This is a genomic window from Aeromonas sp. 30P, from assembly GCF_051919805.1.
GTDB classification, from domain to species: domain Bacteria; phylum Pseudomonadota; class Gammaproteobacteria; order Enterobacterales; family Aeromonadaceae; genus Aeromonas; species Aeromonas veronii.
Genome location: NZ_JBQBEA010000001.1, coordinates 1991530 through 2012809 on the forward strand (window position 1 = coordinate 1991530; position 21280 = coordinate 2012809).

General features: G+C 59.8%; 6 protein-coding genes and 3 pseudogenes. 5 read left to right on the plus strand and 4 right to left on the minus strand.

Features of this window, described 5'->3' with window-relative positions:
* Positions 1–498: 498 nt before the first annotated feature.
* Positions 499–11192: pseudogene (locus tag ACTG2B_RS09225) on the plus strand (retention module-containing protein).
* Positions 11193–11289: 97 nt separating this feature from the next.
* On the opposite strand, the gene glpC reads toward ACTG2B_RS09225, so the two are convergent.
* The 4 genes from glpC to ACTG2B_RS09245 form a co-directional block, all read right to left on the minus strand.
* Positions 11290–12492, minus strand: a complete 1203-nt coding sequence (gene glpC / locus ACTG2B_RS09230) for an anaerobic glycerol-3-phosphate dehydrogenase subunit GlpC (RefSeq protein ID WP_040069181.1) — start codon at positions 12490–12492, stop codon at positions 11290–11292.
* 51 nt (positions 12493–12543) lie between these two features.
* Positions 12544–13809, minus strand: coding sequence for a glycerol-3-phosphate dehydrogenase subunit GlpB (gene glpB / locus ACTG2B_RS09235; protein ID WP_110303824.1), 1266 nt, complete (start codon positions 13807–13809; stop codon positions 12544–12546).
* A complete protein-coding gene (gene glpA / locus ACTG2B_RS09240; RefSeq protein WP_439995573.1) occupies positions 13799–15469 on the minus strand; it encodes an anaerobic glycerol-3-phosphate dehydrogenase subunit A in 1671 nt (556 codons plus the stop codon). The genes glpB and glpA overlap by 11 nt, the downstream gene beginning before the upstream one ends.
* Before the next feature lie 242 nt (positions 15470–15711).
* Entirely contained in the window at positions 15712–16167 is a 456-nt protein-coding gene (locus ACTG2B_RS09245) for a YchJ family protein (RefSeq protein WP_439995574.1), read from the minus strand.
* Positions 16168–16290: 123 nt separating this feature from the next.
* Here ACTG2B_RS09245 and ACTG2B_RS09250 point away from each other — a divergent pair, with 123 nt between their 5' ends.
* The 4 genes and pseudogenes from ACTG2B_RS09250 (at position 16291) to ACTG2B_RS09265 (ending at position 21208) form a co-directional block, all read left to right on the plus strand.
* Entirely contained in the window at positions 16291–17958 is a 1668-nt protein-coding gene (locus tag ACTG2B_RS09250) for a methyl-accepting chemotaxis protein (protein ID WP_439995575.1), read from the plus strand.
* A 132-nt stretch (positions 17959–18090) separates the two neighbouring features.
* Positions 18091–19301 (plus strand): annotated as a pseudogene (locus ACTG2B_RS09255) (ROK family protein).
* 174 nt (positions 19302–19475) lie between these two features.
* A pseudogene (locus tag ACTG2B_RS09260) lies at positions 19476–20230 on the plus strand (tRNA-uridine aminocarboxypropyltransferase).
* A gap of 201 nt (positions 20231–20431) precedes the next feature.
* Positions 20432–21208 (plus strand): TSUP family transporter, encoded by a 777-nt coding sequence (locus ACTG2B_RS09265; protein ID WP_439995576.1) that lies wholly within the window; start codon positions 20432–20434, stop codon positions 21206–21208.
* The last annotated feature ends 72 nt before the right edge of the window (positions 21209–21280 follow it).

Genomic DNA, 21280 nt, shown 5'->3' on the forward strand with positions numbered 1-21280 from the left:
AGATCTGGATTAAATTTTATGGAAACTCAACTTCTTGTTAACTGCCAAGCATTCGATGGCAGGAGTTTGAACGGTACAGTTACGTACTGGCACTTTTTGCTGCTGATCCTGATTGCTGCCGTATTGTTAACACATTCTGGCAATGACTTATGCTGATAATTGACTGAATATTCAAATTCTCGGTGTTGTGCTGTGAGCTTTGACCTTCGGATTATGATCAATTTATTGAAGCTGCAGTGGATTTATCGTCAAACGACAGAAATGGTCACATGGAGTCTGATAGACCTGTTAATAAAGGTGATGGAATTGGGTTCATCCAAATCTCTTTTTATTAAAAAGGGCCTGTTAGATGCACAATCTTGTAAGTTATGGCCATTTTATGGCAATCATTGTCGAAAATAGCGAAAAGACCCACTTAGTCTGGTGCGGTATGATTATTGAACAGACAAGTACCCTGTAGGTACTGATGTTGGTGGTTAAGGTTTAGCTGGAGGTTGTATGGCTGAGTTGCAAATTGAAAAGTCCACGGTGATCTCCCAACTCGAGGGCTCCGTGTTTGTCATCAGTGCAGATGGATCTGTCATACGAGCAAAGGTGGGGATGGCATTGCAGCCGGGGGATCGCCTGCAAGCTGCCCAAGGTGGCCACTTTCAACTAGCCGAGCCGGGCAGTGATCCTGCTGGTGAGCAAGATATGGCCGCCAAACCTGAGCCCACGAAGCCTGCTGCTGATGGACAACCGACCGATCCGGAACTGGCCTCATTGCAAGAGGCGATCCGTCAGGGTATTGACCCGACCGAATTGTTCCAGGAGACCGCCGCCGGTAACGCAGCCGCCGCCGGTAATATCGGTGGTGTAGCCGGTTCCAGCTCGGGTGGATTTGTGGTGGTCGATCGTACCAACGATGCCACCCTGGCCGAGGCCGGTTTTGATACCGATCATGCGGTGCAACCTGTTGGCGATGAGCTGCTGTTTTCCGAAGAGCGCGATTTCTTTGCTGCCATCACCATCACCGAGCCCCAAACCAGCGACAACATTATCAACGCCGATGAAGCGGCAGGCGTCATCATTCGTGGTGTGGTGGATGATGTGGAGGTAGGCCAGCCAGTCACTGTGACCCTTATCGATCAGGCGGGAAATTCACTGACGGTGACGACCGTGGTGCTGCCCGGCCTGGTGTGGGAAGCCAATTTTGGCGATGTGACCGGCAAGCTGGTGGATGGCCCGTTGCAGATTGTAGCCAATACCCAGGATCAGGCGGGCAACAATGCCAGCGACACCGGACAGACTCTGCTTGATACCATCACCACCATTACCCTCGATCTCGCCGATGAGAGCGACACCGGCGCCAGCCAGATCGATGATCTGACCCGCGACAATACCCCGCTGCTGCAAGGGAAGGGGGAGCCCGGCGCCACCGTAACCCTGAGCCTTGGCGGCAGCGTGCTCACCGTCCTGACGGTGGATGCCGCCGGTAACTGGCAATATCAGCTGCCGCAGACCCTGGCCGATGGCCAGTACCAGTTTCAGGTCAATTCTGTGGATATTGCCGGCAACCGCGCCAGCGATACCCTCGTTATCAATGTCGATACTCAGGCCTTCATCGATATCGATGATCTCGATACCACAGCCCTGTTTGGCAACAGCAGCGCCACCCTGAGCGGCTCCACCAGCAATGTGGAAGCGGGTCAGAGTGTCACCATCACACTTGTTGACAGCAATGGCCAGCCGCTGTTGACCACCTCGGCACAGGTCGGGGCCGATGGCCGCTGGCAGGTATCAGGTCTTGATCTCTCCGGTATCAATCAATCCTTTGAAGTGCGTGCCAGTGTCACCGATCTGGCGGGCAACAGCGCCAGCGATGGGGCGCCGCTGATCGGTCAGAGCGAAACCCTGACGCTCTCCGAAGCCGGATTGGCCGGTGGCCCGATCACCGCGACCGGCAGTCTAAATACCGGTGCTGGCCAGGATGGCAATCTGCAAGTCCAGTTCGCCGCTGATCAGAGTGCCTTGGAAGGGCTGGGGCTCGTCAGCCATGGCGCGCCTCTTGGCTACATCATCAACGGTCAGACTCTGACCGCCAGTGCCGGTGGGGCGACTGTCTTCACCCTGACCCTCAACAGTGATGGCAGTTACCGCATCGTCTGGAGTCAAAGCCTGGATCACGGTCAGGACGTGTTGCGCCTGCCGTTCAACCTCGAGTATCGAGACAGCGACGGCGATCTGGTGAAGGCGCCGCTGGTGATCAATCTGGTGGATAGCAATCCGCCCAACTTTGACGTTGATCTCCCGCCCATTACCCTGACCGAAGATGCCTTTATCAACGGTGCTGCCGTAGTGGGTGAGAGCCGCTTTGTAGTCAAACACGGTGTCGATCCTTTGTTGGTGGATTCGCTGGTGTTCAGTAATCAGAACAGTACCCTGACTACCCTCAACGGCTCGGGTTTTGCCAGCGATGGTCATCCGCTGACCTTTGAATTTGCCGGTGATCGCCACTTGGTGGGTTACTACCTGGATGGCAGTGGCCAACGGGTGGAGGTGCTGCGCGCCGAATTGAAGGCTGAGCAGCAGGGCAGCGATCTGGCTGGGCGGGTGGTGGTCACCCTCACCGGCCCGCTCGATCATCAGGGGAACGAAATGCTTTCCCTCGATTTGCAGGTGAGCGCCAACGAGATCGATGGCGACAGCACCAGCGCCAACCTGACCCTGACCGTCAATGATGGCAGTGATCCCGCATTGGGGATCGACAAGGGGGTCGCTCTGCAAGAAGGGGACAACCAAAGCATCGATGGTCAGCTGCCGGTGAGGGTGGGGAGCGATCGTCTGGTCTCCCTCAACTTTGAGGCCAGCCAACCGGCGCTGGCGGGACTCACCAGCCAGGGCAAGGCGACGAGTTACGAGGTTCAGGACAACCGGCTGATCGTCAAGGATTGGCAGGGCAAGACGATCCTCACCGTTACCATCGGGCTGGATGGCAAATACAATGTCTCCCTGACCGGCGTGTTTGACGAGCCGGAAGCGACCAACAGCCTCAACCTTGGCCTGAAGGTACAGGGCTCAGATTTTGACGGCGACAAGAGCAATCTCGGCACCCTCAATATCACCATTACCGACGGTGCCTTGCCGCAGGTTAATCCTGTCTCCCTCACGCTCACCGAAGATAGCAACTGGCAGCAGGGCCAGACCCTTGACGGTGATCTGACTATCACTGCGGGCAGCGATCCGCTGGCCAGCATCACCTTCGATGCCAATCAGCCGGGGCTGCAAGGGTTCACTTCGGGCAAGCAGGCCGTGACCATCACGGTGGCCGATCATCGTATCGAGGGACGTACCCCAGATGGCAAGCTGGTGTTTGAGCTGACCCTTGGCAACGATGGCAAATACAGCTTTACCCTCCATCAACCGCTGGATCAGGGCAGTGCCGACAGCCTGCTCAAGGCGGACTTTACCCTGCTCGACAGCGATGGTGACAAGGTATCCTCCACCATTACCGTGGCGGTGGGTGATGGTGCCAATCCGACCATCTCCGCCGTGACCGGCGCCACCATCACCGAGATGGCGCAAGGGGAGGCTGCCACGGTCAGCACCATGAGTTTCTCGGTCGCGCACGGCAGCGATGCCCTTGACCCCAACTCCCTCGGCTTTGATATCGCCGCAATTCAGAGCACCCTGACCGGACTCAGCAGCCACGGCAACCCGGTTACTTTCACCGTTGATCCCGCAACCGGCCAGCTGGTCGGAACCGCCGGTGGCCAGGTGGTGCTGCGCGCCGAGCTGAGCCTGGTCGATAACAACGGTAACTGGAGCGTCACCGCCAAGGTTACCCTGAGCGGTGAGCTGGATCACAAGGGGAGTGAATCCCTCAACCTGCCGCTGGCTGTCACCCTGGCCGACAAGGATGGCGATCGCATCGGTACCACGTTGCCGCTCACAATCGTGGATGGCAAGGCACCTAGCTTTATTCCGGGCAAAGGCGTGTCTCTGGATGAGGGGGACCTCACCGGCAGCAACAGCCTGAGTCAAACCGGTCACTTCGATGTGCAAGCCGGGTCGGATCGGGTGGGCGAGGTGGCCTTTGCCGATGGCAGCGAACAGCCTGCGCTGACCGCATTGGGTAAACCGGTGCAGTACGAGCTGGTGGATGGTGACCCGCTGATCCCGGGCAGCCAGCTGCTCAAGGGCTATGTGATGGTGGATGGCCAGCGGGTCGAGGTGTTCGAGGTCAAGCTGGTTGGAAGCCTCGATCAGGCGGGCAAGAACGGGTTTGACTATCAGGTCACCCTTTATCAGGGGCTTCATCAGGGCGGCAACGCCGTGACCGAGCTGCCCATCAAGGTGATCGTCAACGACTACGACAAGGCGGGCGGCAACAACGACAGCACCAGCGGCACCCTCAATATCCAGATTGGGGAAGGGGAGAAACCAACCCTGACCCTGACCGATGTAACCCTCAATGAAGGGCGCTTCGATGGCGCCAATTCTGCCACTGATGACCAGCAGACGAGCGGCAAGATCACCATCAAGGCTGACTCGGATCCGGTGATTGATGTGCGACTGACCCTCTCCGGTCAGGTCATGGATGCCAGCGGCAAGCTCATCACCCATAACGGCGAAACCCTGACCTGGAAAGCGGTTGGCACCGATGGTCACACCTTCCAGGCGGTGACCAGTGGTGGTCTGGTGGTGATGACGGTTTCCATCCCCACCGTTCCTGCTACCATCGCTGCTCACACCAGCGCAGAGATAGGTTATCAGGTAACGGTGCATACCAACCTGGATCACGGGGCAGACAACAAGCTGGAACTGAATCTGCCGGTCGAAGTCACCGACAGCGACGGCAGCAAAAATCAGGGCACCGCCACTGTCACGGTGACTGATGGCATCAACCCGATCATATCCGCCATTGAACCGGTTCGGGTCGAGGAGTCTGATCTCGATGCAGTGAACGGTCAGCATCCGGGGACCACACCTGCAGGGAGTGGAGAAACCGATAGTGGCAAGGTGACCATCACCGCCGGTTCGGATCGGGTTGCCTCTCTTGAACTGGATGTGGCTGCATTCAATCAGGCCAATCACCTCATGTCGGGTGGCAAAGCGGTTACGCTGGCAGCACACAGCACCGGCTGGTATCTGGCTACGGCCGAGGGGGGCAAACCCGTTTTCTGGGTCCACCTCGATGTTAACGGCAGTTACAGCGTCCATCTGGTAGGCCAGCTTGATCACGGTGCACAGGGCAAGGATGAGTTGACCATCGAAGTGCCGTTGTTTGTCACCGATCATGATGGCGATCGTAGCCCCAATGTCAGCGTGACCGTGACGGTACAGGATGACATGCCTATCGGCACTGTGCTGGCACATACCCTGAGCGAGGGGAGCAGTACCGTGACCGGCGATCTGCTGCCTACTGCCAATGAAGGTGCGGATGGTGCCCGCGTCGAGTCGATTACCATCAATGGCCAGACGTACGCCATCAATGGCTCTTTGATACAAGATGTGATGAGCCCCGATGGCAAGCAGGTGATGGGAACCCTGACCATCTCTGCCGATGGCTCCTACTCCTTCAATCCTGCGGCCGGTTTCAATCACGATGCAAGTCAGCTCAGCCAGGTGGTGACAGCCCATCTGGTCGATGGCGATGGCGATCGAGCAGACAGCACCCTGACCCTCAATCTGCAGGATGAAGCGGTGCGTTTTACCGTTAGCGCAGCCATTGGTAACGAAGATCAGGGGGCGCAAGACCCGAGGCTGGGTATCCCTATCAACATGCAGCTCGATATTGGCGATTTCGATCGCGGTGAGCATGTGGAGCAGTTACTTATCCAGGCGCCTGCCAATGCCCATGGCACCTTCTATTACAACGGTGTTGCCCTCACCACCACGGCTGATGGCAAGTGGTTTATCGTGCCGCCAGCGGCCATGGTGACCAGTGATAATGTTCACTACACCACTCAGGGGGTGACCTTTGTGCCTTCAAGCAACTGGTCGAGCTGGAACAATGGCGGTCAACCGCTGCACTTCCAGGTGCAACTGCAGGTCGGTGTCACCGAAGGGGCGGCACCTGCGGCCGTAACGGGGGATCTGGCTGTGACAGTGCGCGGCGTGGCCGACAAGCCGATGTGGGACACAGCCAACACCACTCGCCACTATGACACCAATGAAGACAGCACAGGTATCAAGCTGGACGTCAAGGCGAGCCTGACTGACACCGACAGCTCCGAGACGTTGACCTATCAGATCAAGCTGGAAGCGGGCAGGGGAACCCTGATGCTCAACGGTGTCGAGCTCAAGCCAAATAGCAGTGGCATCTACACCGTTTCGGCCGGCAACATCAACAAGGTGACTGTGGTTCCGGGCAAGGATTTCAGTGGTGACATCAAGCTGTCGGTGACGCCGATCAGCACCGAGAAGAACCCGATCGCTCAGGGTCAGGATACGGCGCAGGGAGACAAAATTGATCTGGTGATCAACGTCAATCCGGTGGCCGATGACGCCAAGCTCACCGTGCGTGACATTCAGGGCAAGGAAGACACCCTGCTCGATCTGGGCAGCAAGATTGTCCTTGCTCATCTGGATGACAAACTCGATGGCTCCGAGCAGATGTTTGTCCGCATCAGTGGCCTGCCTGACGGTGCAACCTTGTTGCTGGGTGGTTCCGCCGTTGCACAGAACATAGCCGGTTACTATGAGGTTCCTTTTGATCGGATTGGCGAACTCAAGCTGCAACCGCCGAAAAACAGCAACGTCGATTTCGATCTGACCATCAAGGGGGTGGTGAAAGACACGGCGATATTGACCGATGCGAACGGCCAGACCCATACCGTGGTGAACGAAAAGGAGACGGCTCCCAGACCATTCATGTGGATCTGGTGGGGGTGGTGGATCAGCCCCATTTCGAGCTTGGCAATACCGGCTGGGAGGTAGAGGGGACAGGTTATGCCACCACAGTGGGTGAGGATGGACGGGCACCGCTCAACTTTAGCCTCACCTCGGGCGAGTGGGTCGATACCCCGAACGACACCTCCGAGAGCCTCAACGTGGTGCTGCAAGGGCTGCCGGAAGGTGCCCGGGTCTTTGATGCCAATGGCAAGGAGCTGACCCTCACCTTTGCCGGACTCGACGCCCATGGCAAGCCGACCTATCAGGTCGATGTCTCCGATTTTGGCAACCTGCTTATTCAGCCGCCCCATAACAGCACGGCGGATTTGAACCTGATCGCCAAGGTGGTGGTGACCGAGAACGATGGTGATCACAAGAGCTTCGATGTGCCGCTGCATATCAAGGTGGAACCGGAGATCGATGCGACCAACTACAGCAAGACCAGTCATGGCCTGGAAGATCAGTTCACCGTGCTGGACTGGCATCCGACCCTTACTGACGGCGCCGAGAAAGTCACGGCGCTGAGTCTCTCCGGGGTGGAGGATGGCTACCAGATCTGGCTGCGAGTCGGCGGTGTCGAGAGCCAGCTGACCGTGGTCAGTGGCAAGGTCACCCTGACTGCCGCCCAGCTCGACAGCCTGCTCAACGGGGGGCAACTGCTGGTGAAGGCGCCGGAGGATAGCGATCGGGATACCACTATCCAGAGCCACGTCACCGTGACCCAGCATGATGTGGATTCGGGCGCGGTGGCCGAGAAGGTGATCGATGGCAATCTGCATGTCGATATCCAGGCCGTGGTGGAGCCCGATGGCGTGCTGACCCAGAACGGTGGAGCTCTCGTGGGGCAGAGCGGTGCTGATATAGACCTGACTGGACGCTTCGTCTTTACCGACCTCGATCCCTCGAGTGTGGAGGAGATCGACTATCTGGTGATCAACCTGCCGGTGTTGAATGGTGGTGCAGGCGATCAGTTCGTGGTGGTTGGCGGTATCAACAACGGTAACGGCAGCTGGATCGTGCCGGCGGGCAACCTCGGCAGCTTCAAGCTGCATGCGCCGGACGGGTTTGTCGGCAAGGTCGAACCGATCCGCATCGATGCCATGGTGATCGACCGGGGCGATGATGGCGATGCCAGTGCCCATGTCAAAGTGAGCCTGGAAACCAGTGCCGAATTTGAGAACAAGCCAGTGACGCCCAAGACACCGGCGGCGACTGTCGATATCGACGACAACGCCGTGCTGGTGGGCAAGGAGGATATCCGGGTTGATTTTGGTCAGCAGCTCAAAGGCGTGATCCATATCGGCGCCGCCGATCAGGTCAGCGACGAGGTGACCATTGTCCTCAAGGGGTTGCCTGCGGGCGTGACCATCAGCGGGGCCGAGTACAACATCTCGACCGGTGAATACGTCATCAAGGTGCCGCCGTCACTGGCGGGCCTGGAAGGGTTGACCCTTGGCTTGCCACAGGACTTTGCCGGTTCGCTCAATATCGAGGTGAAGGTGGTGAATACCGATACCGCCAGTGGCGATATCAAGGTTGACAGCAGCACGGTTAGGGTCGATGTGGCCCCCGTAGTCGATGTGAATGGTGGTCGTGGCGAGCATCCGGAACTGACTATGACCGTTCAGGACACCAACCAGGACGGGCAGCCGGACAATCTGGAAGATAGCGAGATCCACCTCGATCTCTCGGTGAAACTGGCCGATATCAGCCCCTCCATCGCGGGCGGCGGTCTCGAAACCGTTGAGCGGGTCACCATCACGGTGGATGCGAAATATGGTTACTTCCTCGATGGCAGCGGCAAGCCGGTCAACATTCTGGTTGTGAGTGATATGGCGGCACTTAAGGATTTGGTGTTTGTGCCCAAAGAGCATTTCAGCGGTCAGGTACCGCTCGACATCAAGGTCGATATCGTCGATACCGCGCTGGTCGGCGGCCAGCAGGTGACTGACAGCGGCAGCTGGAGCGGCCAGGTCGGCTTTGAGGTGAGACCGGTCAACGATCCGGCCCAGCTCTCGGTGCACAGCGTCACGGGGAGCGAGGATGGCACGGTCAACCTTGCCGGATTTGGCGCAACCCTAATCGATAACGATGGCTCGGAGCAGATCGTCGCGCTGCAGATCAAGGGGGTACCGGATGGCTTCACCCTGTCGGCTCCGGCGGTCAACAATGGTGGCGGCGTCTGGCAGATCCCGGTGGGGACCGATTTCTCCAAGCTGACCCTGATCCCGCCAGCTGATTTCAGCGGCACCGTGGAGCTGTCGCTGAGCGCCTTTACCCTCGACAAGGGGCTCACCATTCCGCTCGAAACCAGTGGCAGCTTTACCGTTACCGTCAATCCGGTGGGGGATGCCCTCATCGCCGACATTCAGGGTCAGGCGAGCGGTACCGAAGGGGATGTGATCACGCTGGATCTGGGGCTGGAGACCCGGGATACCCAGCCAACCGGCGGCAGTGCGGGTAATGTGCATGAGAACAAGCCCGAGCAGGTGCGGGTCACCATCGAAGGGGTGCCTGATGGCGCCGAGATCCGCTTGCCAAATGGCGTGGCGGGGACGGTTGTTGATCTGGGTGGCGGTCGCTGGCAGGTCACCACCGAGGGCGGCAAGCTGGGCGCTGTCGAGCTGGTGACCAATGATGCCAACGGTGCACTGGATCTCAAGATCACCGCCCAGAGTCTCGACAACGGCGCCCTTGGCCCTGAGGTCAATGGCACCATCCATGTGGATGTAAGCCCGGTCAACGATGCGCCAATCAACGTATTGCCAACGACCCCTCAGGTCGCGCAGGAAGATCAGCCCTTCGTCATCCACGGTTTGCAGGTGAAAGATGTGGATGCGGGCAACAGCCCCATCAAGATCACCCTGTCGGTGGAACATGGCACCCTGACGCCGCCTGCTGGCAGCGGTGTGACGGTGGTCGGAAACGGCACCGGTTCGCTGGTGCTGACCGGCACGCTGACCGATCTCAATGCCTTGCTCTCTGGTGGGGTCACCTATCAGGGCAACAGTGATTTCTACGGCAATGACGCCCTGACCATAGTCACCAACGATCAGGGGAACACGGGTAGTGGCGGGGCACTCAGCGATACCGATGTGCTGCCCATCGAGGTGCAGCCGGTCAACGATGCCCCGGTCAATCAGCTTCCTGGCAGCATGACGGTGAAGGAAGATGGCTCCCTGTCGCTCTCCGGTGTCAGCGTGAAGGATGTGGATGCAGGCAGTGCGCCTGTCTCCATGGTGCTGCGGGTCGAACATGGTGTACTGACCTTGCTGGGTGCAACCAGTGCCGTGATGGTGCAGGGGGCGGGTACCAGCGAGATCACCCTGGTGGGGTCGCTGGCTGATCTCAACCAGTTGCTGGCAAGCAACTTGCACTATGAACCGGCCAAAGATTTCTGGGGAGAGGATACCCTTACCGTCACTACCTCCGATCAGGGCAACACTGGTGCGGGTGGCCCGCTGAGCGACACCGATCAGGTGACCATCACGGTCACTCCCGAGCCGGATATGCCGGGTCTGACGGTGGATCAACATGCGTTCCATGCCTTGCAGGGGGCCGTTATCCCCCTTGGCATCAATGCCAGCGTGGTCAATCCGGCAACCGGTGAGCTCTCCATCCGCATCAGCGGTCTGGATGGGGCGCAGGTGCAGGACGAGCATGGTCAGATCGTTGGTCATGCCGATGGCAATGGCGACTGGCTGATCCCGGCCGATCACTCGGTTCCGCTCTACTTCAGCGGTTTTGGCGACGGTGACCATGTGCTGGGGATCAGTGCCGAGTCGAGTGTCGGCGGTTCAACCGTCAGCACGCCCCTTGAGACCATCACGGTGCACGGCCAGAGTGGTCATGAGCTGGTCGGTTCCGATCAGGGGGATTGGCTGTTTGGTTCCTCCGGCGATGACCGTCTATTGGGGGGGCATGGCAACGACATCCTCACCGGCGGGGCTGGCAGCGATCTCTTCGTCTGGCAGCACGGGGATGAGGGGAGTCAGGGGCAGCCCGCCATCGATACCATCACCGACTTCCATCCGGAGCAAGGGGACAAGATCGATCTGGCTGATATGCTGCAAGGGGTCACTGGCAATGGTGTCGATGATCTGCTCAAGCATCTCTCCGCCTCGGTGACCACAGGGAGCAATGGCCTGAGCGATGTGAATCTCTCGGTTTCCCCCGCGGGTGATGGCCAGATAACCCAACAGATCACCCTGAAGGATGTGGACCTGACCAGTTGGAATCTCACCAGCACCTCGTCCCACGATATCCTGCAGAGCATGCTGGAAGATCAACATAGCCTGATCATCCAGCACCCCTGATAGCGGGCGTGAAGCGTAAAAAAGAAGAGCCGGCAATTGCCGGCTCTTTGTTTATCTCTGCGTGGATTGTTTTTATGCGGCCGCAAGGGCCGGGGATTCAGGCCAACGCCTGGGCCAGCAGGTGGATCGGATGTTCACAGCGGAAGCTGGTGCTCATCTCGATCTGCCATTTGCAGGTTTCGCAGTCGGTGATCACCAGATCGGGGGAGAGGCGGTTGATTTGATCAAACAGCCCCTCGCCGATGGTCTGGCTGGTCTGGTAGTTCTCCGACTTGAAGCCGTAGGTGCCAGCGATACCGCAGCACTGGGACTCCAGCACCGTCACCTTGACCCCGGGAATGGCGCGCAGCAATTCGAGGGTGTAGATGACGCCCCCCATTTTTTCCATGTGGCAGGGGGTGTGGTAGGCGATGTGCAGATTGAGCGGCTTCATCGCCGGTTTGTTGCCCTTGTAGAACTCGTTCCACAGGAAGCGGGTCACCAGCGAGATGCGATCCCGTACCTTGTGGTTGTCCTGCTCCAGCAGGTGGGGATATTCATCGCGCAGGGTAAAGCCGCAGGTGGAGGAGGTGGCCAGCAGCGGCATCTCGTTGCCCAGCAGGGAGTTCTCCATCTGCTTGATGTTGAAGGCCGCCTGCTGCTTGGCCTTGTCCATGAAGCCGTTGGCAATGAGCGGCACGCCACAGCACTTCTCCCGCTCCAGCAACTGCACGCCGATGTTCATGGCGTTGAGCACCTGCACCAGCTCCTTGCCAAGCTGAGGATGGTTGTAGTTGACGTAGCAGCCGTGGAAGTAGGCGATTTGGCGCTCATAACGGGCCTGAGCTTCTTTTTGCTTCTTGTACCAGCCGCGGAAGGTGCCCTGAGAGTATTTGGGCAGGTCGCGGTGGGATGAGACCCCCAGCGCCTTGTCCAGCACCAGTTTCATCGGCTTGAGGCCGGTGGTGAAGTTGACCACCGGCGCCATCAGGGTAGACATGCTGCCCATCAGATCGGTGTGGGAGAGCACGAACTCGCGGATCCCCGGTTTGAAACCGCTGTACTGATGCTTGGCCTTGGCAATGATGTCGCCGATGCGCACCCCGCTCGGGCAGGCTACTTCGCAGCGTTTGCAGTTGGTGCAGTGCTTGAGGGCGCTGTCAAAGAGCTCGGGGCTTTTGATGCGCAGCCGCTCCCCATCCGGGCCCGCCTGTTTCGGGCCGGGGTAGGCGGGGTTGGCCTTGGCCACCGGGCAGTAGGCGGTACAGACGGTGCATTTGATGCACTGATCGAAAGTTTGGTTGGCGTGATCCAGTAGCATGTCAGTTCTCCTCCCGGCGATGATGAAGACACGGGATATGGGACGTAGTAATCATTGGGCCGCGCCCAGAATATGGCCGGCAGCCTGCCAGCCGGTGGCAACGGCAACGCCGGAGCCGGAACCTTCACGAATTGGGTCGTAATGGGCCAAGACACTGCCCGCGCCATAGAGGTTGGTGAGCGGCTTGCCGCCACGCAGCACTCTGAGCTTGTCGTCGGTCTTGACCCCGAAGCCCATGAAAGGGTGGTGATCGAACAGGCGGCGACCGGCCCAAGCGTCACGCTCCTCCAGACTCAGCACATCGGCATCGAAGATGGGCTCGCGAATGCCACGCAGACGGGATTCCAGCCCGCGGCTGAAGAAGCTGCCGGAGGCAAGCACGAAGTTGTCCGCCTCGAACAGCTGATCATCGCCATTCTGGGTATGTACGCCGACCACCCGGTCACCTTCGTAACGGGCGCCCAGCACCCGCTCGCTGGTGAGGAAGGTGCCGCCAAGGGCCATAAAGCGGCGCTTGAGCGCCTCCTGCATCCGCATACCTATCAGAGACGGCGGCATGGTGGCCACTTCCTTGATGGTGCAGCCGGTGCGCTGTTCCAGCTCCGCCAGACGCGGGCCAACCAGCCCCAGCGAAAGGCAGGCGGGCAGCACGATATGGCGGCAGCCGGGTACACCGCTCTCCTGCACCATGCGGCTGATCTCGCGGGCCAGATCGGCCACCAGATGATGCTTGTCACACAGGCGCGCGATGTCGGCTGAGCGAAACTCGTGGGGGTTGCGGCTAAATTCCGCCAGCTGGGGCAGGCGGATTTCGCCGGTCAGAATGCGGCAGTGGGCAAAGCGCGGATGGGTCGCCAGATTGGCGGCCGCCAGTGCCGGATGAAAGTCGCGAAAGCCCTCGAGGGTGGCCAGCAGCAGCACGTCCGGGATCGGCGCATCGGTGACGCAAGCACAGGTATCGGGGGAGAGCCAGGTGCGCTTGAGGGTACCGATGGGAGTCAGGCGCTGGTGATTGGTTTCGTGGCGCACCAGCGGCAATCCCTGCTCGGCGCAGTGGCGCTGCAGATCGGCCAGACTCGCTTCGATATTTTGCATTCCTACTTTGCTGTAGGGGTGATCCGGATGGGCAGCCATAAAGGCGGGCAGGGCGGCGCGGGGATCTCCCTCGCTTTCGAGCAGATCGACCGAGCCGGAGGAGAAGTGCAGGGCACTCTGGCCGGATGCCATCAGCAGGGTCTTCTGGCCTGCCTCCACCAGCCGCAGGGCAGCCGAGAGCCCCGCCATGCCACCGCCGATAACGATATTGTCAAACTTCATGACGGCTCTCCTTGTGAGTGGTCGCGCTGGTTGAGCCGCGTGGGGTATCGGCAACCAGTTGTGGCGCCGTCCATTCCCCCAGGCCAAACAGCCCTTCGTAGATCCAGTAGGTGAACTCGGCCTCGCGCAGGGCATCGCCCCACAGAACGGGGCGGGTTCCCTTGTAACGCTCCTCAAGGAACTGGCGCAGCATGACGCAGGCCTGACGGCCATCGGCCTTGCCGTACTCCTGCATCAGACCGGCGGCGCGGTAGGCGCACAGCTCGCCCTGACAGGGCCCCATCCCCAGACGGGTGCGGCGGCGCAGATCGATGAGGTTGTCCACATCCAGCTCGCGCAGGGCGTATTCGATTTCGCCCGCGGTGACCATTTCGCACTCGCAGATCAGGGCGTTGGCTTTGGGATTATCACGGAAGAAGGCGATGACCCGCTCGCCGTGGCGGTACTGGGCCGACCCTTCGACCGGCACCGAGAGACCGGGAGCGGAGACCTTTTCCGGATCCCGCGAGCCGGGCAGGCTCAGCTCGGCGGTCTGGCAGGGTTTGCTGTTACCGAGCTTCTTGGCCAGCAGATCGGTGGCCCACTCCGCCATCAGGCGGTAGGTCATCAGCTTGCCGCCGGTGATGGTGTTGAACCCCTTGAGGCCGTCCCGCTCGGCGTGATCGAGCAGCACGATACCGCGGCTGATGTTGCGGCCGGTGTCGTCACCGTCCACCGCCACCAGCGGTCGCACCCCGGCGTAGGCGCGCAGCAGACGGGTGCGTGCCATGATGGGGGCGAGCTTGATCCCCTCGCGCAGCAGCACTTCCACCTCTTCGGGTTCGACGGTGAGCTGGTCAATCTTGTTGTAATCGATGCGACTCGAGGTGGTGCCGATGAGGGAGATGGTGTCGCCCGGCACCAGAATGTCCGCATCCGCCGGCTTGCGAGCGCGGTTGAGCACCAGCTGGTTGATCCGGTAATCCATGATGAGCAGGGAGCCCTTGGCCGGGAACATGCGGATGCCGAGATCAGCATATTCGCAAATTTGCTGGCCCCAGATGCCGGCGGCGTTGATCACCTCCTGACACTCCACCTCGAACGCTTCGCCGGTGCGGGTGTTGATGGCCTTGACCCCGTGCACCCGATCTTGCGTGCGCAAGAGTCCCAGCACCTTGCAGTGGGTAAAGATGCGCGCGCCGTGCTCTTTGGCGTCCAGCACGTTGGCAGCAGCAAGGCGGAACGGGTCGACCGTACCGTCCGGTACATGGATGGCGCCGATCATCGCCGGGTTGGCATTGGGCTCGAGCAGCAGCGCTTCGCGGGGATCGAGCTGGCGGGTTTCGATACCGGCCAGGGCGCAGGCATCCATAAAAGTGGTTTGGAAATTGATGTCATCTTCCGGCAGGGTGAGGAAGAGGCCGCCCGTGTCCTCGACACAGTGGCTGGCAATCCGCTTGAGGATGCGGTTTTCCTGGATGCATTCGCGGGCGGACTCCTGATCCGTCACCGCGTAGCGGGCACCGGAGTGGAGCAGGCCGTGGTTGCGGCCGGTGCCGGCGGCGATATCATCGCGCTCGAGCAGGATGCAGTCGATGCCGCGCAGTGCGCAATCGCGCATGATGCCGGCCCCTGTGGCACCGCCGCCTATGATGACGACTTGTGTAGTTATTCTTTTCATTGTTGCCCGTCTCATCTCTTCCAGATGAGGCCAGTGTGGCCTACTTCTGAGTGGAAATGTTTGATATGGGCCAAATTTGCGCTCGCAAACGCTCATTTGCTCGCGCGTTAATGAGCATTATGTGACATTTGTCACGCTTGTTATCGCAGCGGTTAATGGGCTGGTGGCAAATGGCAGACACAAAAAAGGGGCATCGGATGCCCCTTGTCACTGTTTGACGAGTCTGATGGGTGTGTTATGGGTCAGCCGCAGCACTTCTTGTGCTTTTTGCCGCTGCCACAGGGGCAGGGATCGTTGCGCCCCGCCTTGAGGGGCGCCGGATCCTGCTCTCCATCGGTGTAGACCCAGCGGCCCTGATAACGCACGAAGCGGGAACGCTCATGGAGGCCGTGACGCTCATCCCCCTCCAGAAACCAGGCTTTGAACTCCACCATCCCGGTTTCATCCTCCGGGCCGCCCTGGCTGGCGATGATCTCGAGACCATCCCAGCGGGTGTCGATGCGTGAAAGCTCTTCGGCGGTGAGACCGCCAAGGTGGGCCGGGTGCCAGCTATGGACCAGATACTCCCCCAGACCGAGCACAAAAGCGCTGTAGCGAGAGCGCATCAGCTGCTCCGGGGTGTCAGCCACTGCGCCACTGTGACGTGAGCCACAGCACAATTCGAGAGAAATGGTTGAGCCGCAAGGACAAAGATTCATGATTTTCACGTTCTGGCCGATTTGTTTAAGGGAATTGTAACGAAAGCTGGGCTCGCCCTGCCAGCACCTATACTGATGAGTAAGCAAGGAACTCCAATAAAAACAGCTGCAAGGATGTGAAAGATGACGCTAAAGCAGAAGATCCTGTTACTGGGTGCAGTACCCGTGCTGCTGATGGCCCTGGTGGTCAATCTCAGTAACTACATGGTTTCCAAGAGTGATCTGGAGTCTGATCTGGTGGTGGCGAGGGAAAATGCCATCAAGGAGCGTAAAGCGCTGCTCAGCAGTTACATCATGATGGCCAAAACCGCCGTCGATGCCGTGTATTCCCTGCCAGATTCACCGGAAAATCGTCAAAAGGTCAAAGAGTTGCTCAGGCCGTTGCGTTACAGCAGTGATGGCTACTTCTTTGTCTATGACTTCGAGGGCAACACCATACTGCTGCCGGTGCGTACCGAGCTGGAGGGGAAAAACCGCTGGAACGACAAGGATGCCAAGGGCAAGTTGCTGATCCAGGAGATCCTCAAGTCGGCCCGTCAGGGGGATGGTTTTACCGAATACTGGACGGCCAAGCCCTCCATCGGTCGCGATGCCCCCAAGCTGGCCTTTACTCTGGTGCTGGACAAATACCAGTGGGCCATTGGTACCGGTTTTTATATCGATGATATCGACAACGAGCTGGCGGCCTTGCGGGCAGAGCGCGAGAGCAACATGCATGCCTCGTTGCAGAGCAGTGTGCTGGTGATCCTGCTGATCCTCGGTATCACCCTGGCGGCGACCGTTATTGTGGGCAACCGGGTCACCAAGCCGCTGGCGGATGCGGTACTGGCATTGAACGATATCGCCAACGGCGACGGGGATCTGACCCAGCGCCTCAAGGTGCAGAGTCAGGACGAGATTGGCCATCTGGCCAGCGCTTTCAACCGCTTTGTCGAGCGGATCCAGTCGGTGGTGAGTCAGGTGGGCGAGACCAGCAACCACCTCTTTAGCGCGGTCGACAAGTTGCACCATCTGAGCGAGCACTATGACCATCAGATGCAGGGTCACAGTCGCGAGACCGATCAGGTGGTCACCGCGGTGACCGAAATGAGCTCCACCGCGCAGGAGGTGGCGGCCAGTGCCTCCAATGCCGCGACGGCAACCAGCGATGCGGCCCGTGAATCGGACGCCGCCCGAGGTGTGGTGAGCGGGGCCATCAACAGTATCAACCGGCTGGTGGGGGAGGTGCATACCGCCTCCGGCGTTATCGAACAGCTGGCGCAAGAGACCGCCAAGATTGGCTCGGTGGTGGAGGTCATTCGCGGCATTGCCGAGCAGACCAACCTGCTGGCGCTGAACGCAGCCATTGAGGCGGCCCGCGCCGGTGAGCAGGGGCGGGGCTTTGCGGTGGTGGCGGACGAAGTGCGTTCGCTGGCCGGTCGTACCCAGCAGAGCACCAAGGAGATCAACGAGATGCTGCAACGTCTGCAGGGCGGGGTGAAGCAGGCGGTGGAGGTGATGCAGGCGAGCGAGGATCGCAGCCAGGAGACGGTGCAGGAGGCGAGCCATATCGCCAGCTCCCTCGACAGCATGGTGATGGCGGTCAGTACCATCAACGACATGAACATCCAGATCGCCACCGCCGCCGAGGAGCAGCACGCAGTCTCCGAGGAGATCAACAAGAACCTGGTGGCCATTCAGCAGATTGTCAGCGAGCTGACCAGCGCGGCGGTGGAATCCAACAGCACCACTCGCGATCTGGCCAGTACCGGCGACAAATTGCGCAAACTGGTCTCGCAATTCCGCTATTGATCTTGCAATGGTCCGTGACGGCAACCACAAGATGCGGCCTGACCTCCGGTTCAGGCCGCACTTTATTTGGGGATTGACCAATAATGTGTGAAAATTGCCAGCCTCTTTTTTTCAGCCTTTGCCCCATACCCTATGAATGAGATCGTGAAAGGTAGTATCGATTTGATCCGGCAGCTCAACTACGGCCTGGTCTATGCCAGCCTGGAAGAGCACAAGGAGCTGTCGCGCACCGATCTCTCCCGCCTGACCGGCCTCTCGCCTGCCAGTATCACCAAGATCACCCGGGAACTGCTCGATGGGGGTCTGGTGGTCACCTGTGGTGAAAGTTCGGTGGGGCGCGGCCGTCGTCAGACCTTGCTGCGCATTAACGAGCGCCGCTTCCAGTTTCTCTCCATGCGTCTTGGCCGTGGCTACGTGGATATGGCGCTGTTTGACTTTTCCGGCCGTTCGCTGGCCCGCCAGCGCCACCTCTTTACCGAGGAGGAGCGCGCCGATCTGCTGGGCAGTCTGGTGCACGCCATCAAGGTGTTTTTGCCGAGAAAGTCCCTCAGTCTGGCCTGCATCGCCCTCTGTCTGCCGGGTCAGGTAGAGCGCCACTCCGGCATGGTCAAGCACTTCCCTTTCTACGATCTGCGCAACTGGCCCCTTGGCCCGACTCTGCAACAGGAGTTCTCGGTACCTGTGCTGGTGAGCGGTGACGTGCGCACCTGGATCCAGGCAGAGCGCGAGTGGGGAGCCGCCAAGAATTGCGCTGATGCGGTGCTGGTGTTTGTCCACAACGACATCGGGGTCGGCATGGTGGTCAATGGTCAGCTCATCGAGAGCGAGAATGCGCTGCTCGGGGATCTCAGCCACCTGCAGCTCGAGCCCTATGGCCAGCGCTGCTACTGCGGCGGTTTTGGCTGCGCCTGCACCCTGGTGACCAATCAGGCGCTGGAGGCGCAATACCGGGATCTGCGCGAGCGGATGCAGGAGCACGACTTGCCCGAGAGCGTCACCATCCGCGAGCTGTGCGAGCTGGCGCTGGCGGGCAACGGCCTCTGTCAGGATATTCTCCATCAGGCGGCGGGTCGCCTCTCCAAGGTGCTCTCCAATCTCATCTGCCTGCTCAATCCGGGCAAGCTGCTGCTGGGGGGGAAATCACCCGTGCCGATCGGCTGCTGTTCCCCATGCTGCACCAGTCGCTGGCCAGCCAGTTGCCCGCCGAATATCTGGTGCGGCTGCAGATTGAATCCACCCACTTCTACGAAGATCCCACCAAGCCCACTTCGGTGCAGGTGCACAAGGCACTGCGCGATGGCAGCCTGTTGCTGGAGCTGCTGCGCAGCTGTCAGGAGTCGTAAGACAAGAGGAGTTGGCACTGCGTCTGGCGAAAGGGGCAGGGATTGCTGTTCCGCCAGCGCGTAACTCGGTACAATCTTGCGCTTTTGCGGCAGACCCCCTGTTATCGCGCCCTGTGGCGCCATGACATGTTGGCACCGCTGCCGTTCCTGTTTTGACTCCAGTTGTGAACCTAGATGAAGCCTGTTCCTGATCACGCCGTCAACCGCCTGCGGGCCTGGCGCAAGAGTATCTCTACCCGACCGTTTCTTGCCCGTGGCGGCACCTTGGCCCGCTGTCCAGCCTGTCAGCTGCGCGAGGATTGGTGTGCCTGCGAGTGGCGCCCCGAGCTCAAAGCGGAGGCCGGTTTCTGCCTCCTGATGTATGACAGCGAGCCGATGAAACCCTCCAACACCGGTCGCCTCATCGCCGATGTGTTGCCGGATACCACCTGGGCGTTTCTCTGGTCGCGTACCCAGCCCCATCCCGAGCTGCTGGCCCTGCTGGCCGATCCCGCCTGGCAGCCCTATGTAGTCTTTCCCGCTTGCGAGAAGGAGCCTGCCCGCCTGACCGGCGAGGTGACGCTGGCACCGGGTAAAAAACCGCTCTTTATCCTGCTTGACGGCACCTGGCCGGAGGCGCGCAAGATGTTCAACAAGAGCCCCTATCTCGACGGTTTTCCGGTGCTGGCCATCAAACCCGATACGCTCTCCACCTACGGTATGCGGGTGGCCAACTGCGATGAGCACCTCTGTACCGCCGAGGTGCGGCCTGCGTGCTGGAAGTGGCGGGGGAGCTCAAGGCGGGGCAGGCATTGCAGCACTGGTTCAATCTGTTCAGCAGCCGCTACATGGCCGGTCGGGTCAGCCGTTTCCCCGGTGCCGATGAGGATCATCTGTGTGAGGCGCTGGCGGCGATCAAGGAAGCGAACGTCGCTTCAACGGCTTGCTAACTGGCCTTCTGAGGGGGGGACCAGGGGCATGGCCGCTCAAATTAATGAAAATTAGGAATCAATTGGCTGCCACTGTTTCGTTAGATTCATGGTCAGTGGCTCGCTAGGATAGCGGCACAGCCTGTGCCCCCGCACAACGTCGTTTTGGTGTTCTCCGGTTGCTCGACCCCTTCGGGCAACCCACTCTCGTGAGGTCTATGGATGGAATTGGAACTGGTTACCCTGTTTGCCCTGTTCGGTGTGGCGCTTGTCGCCGGCTTTATCGATGCCATCGCCGGTGGCGGCGGCCTGCTGACGGTGCCAGCGTTGCTTGCCACCGGCATGCCGCCCGCGCTGGTGCTCGGTACCAACAAGCTGCAGAGCAGTTTTGGCTCCTTCTCCGCCACCTGGTTCTATGCTCGCAAGGGGCTGCTGGAGTGGGCGATGATCTGGCCTGCGGTGATCTGCACCTTTATCGGTGCAGCCATCGGCACGCTGGCGGTACAGACCATAGACGCCGCCATTCTCGAGCGCCTGCTCCCTTTCCTGCTGATGGCCTTTGCCTGCTACTTCTACTTCTCGCCGCGGGTAAGCGATGCCGAGAGCTCCCGCCGTCTGACTCCCATGCTGTTTGCGTTGCTGGTGGGGGGCGGGGTCGGCTTCTATGACGGCTTCTTCGGGCCGGGGACCGGTTCATTCTTTGCCATCGGTTTCGTGGCGCTGGCAGGCTTTGGCATGGCGCGCGCCACCGCCCACACCAAGCTGCTCAACTTCACCTCGAATATCGCCTCCCTGCTGTTCTTTGCGCTCGGTGGCAAGGTGGTGTGGAGTGTCGGTTTTTGCATGGCGCTGGGGCAGTTCATCGGCGCCCGTTTTGGCTCCAGAATGGTGCTGAAAAAAGGGGTGAAGCTGATCAAGCCGCTGCTGGTGACCGTCTCCTTGCTGATGTCTGCCAAGCTGGTGTGGAGCCAGTATCCGGAGCTGTTTGCCTGGATCTGATGTGCGCCTTGCTTGCCGCATCGCAATTGTTAACGGGGCCCTTGGGCCCCGTTGTCATATCAGGTGTTTTAC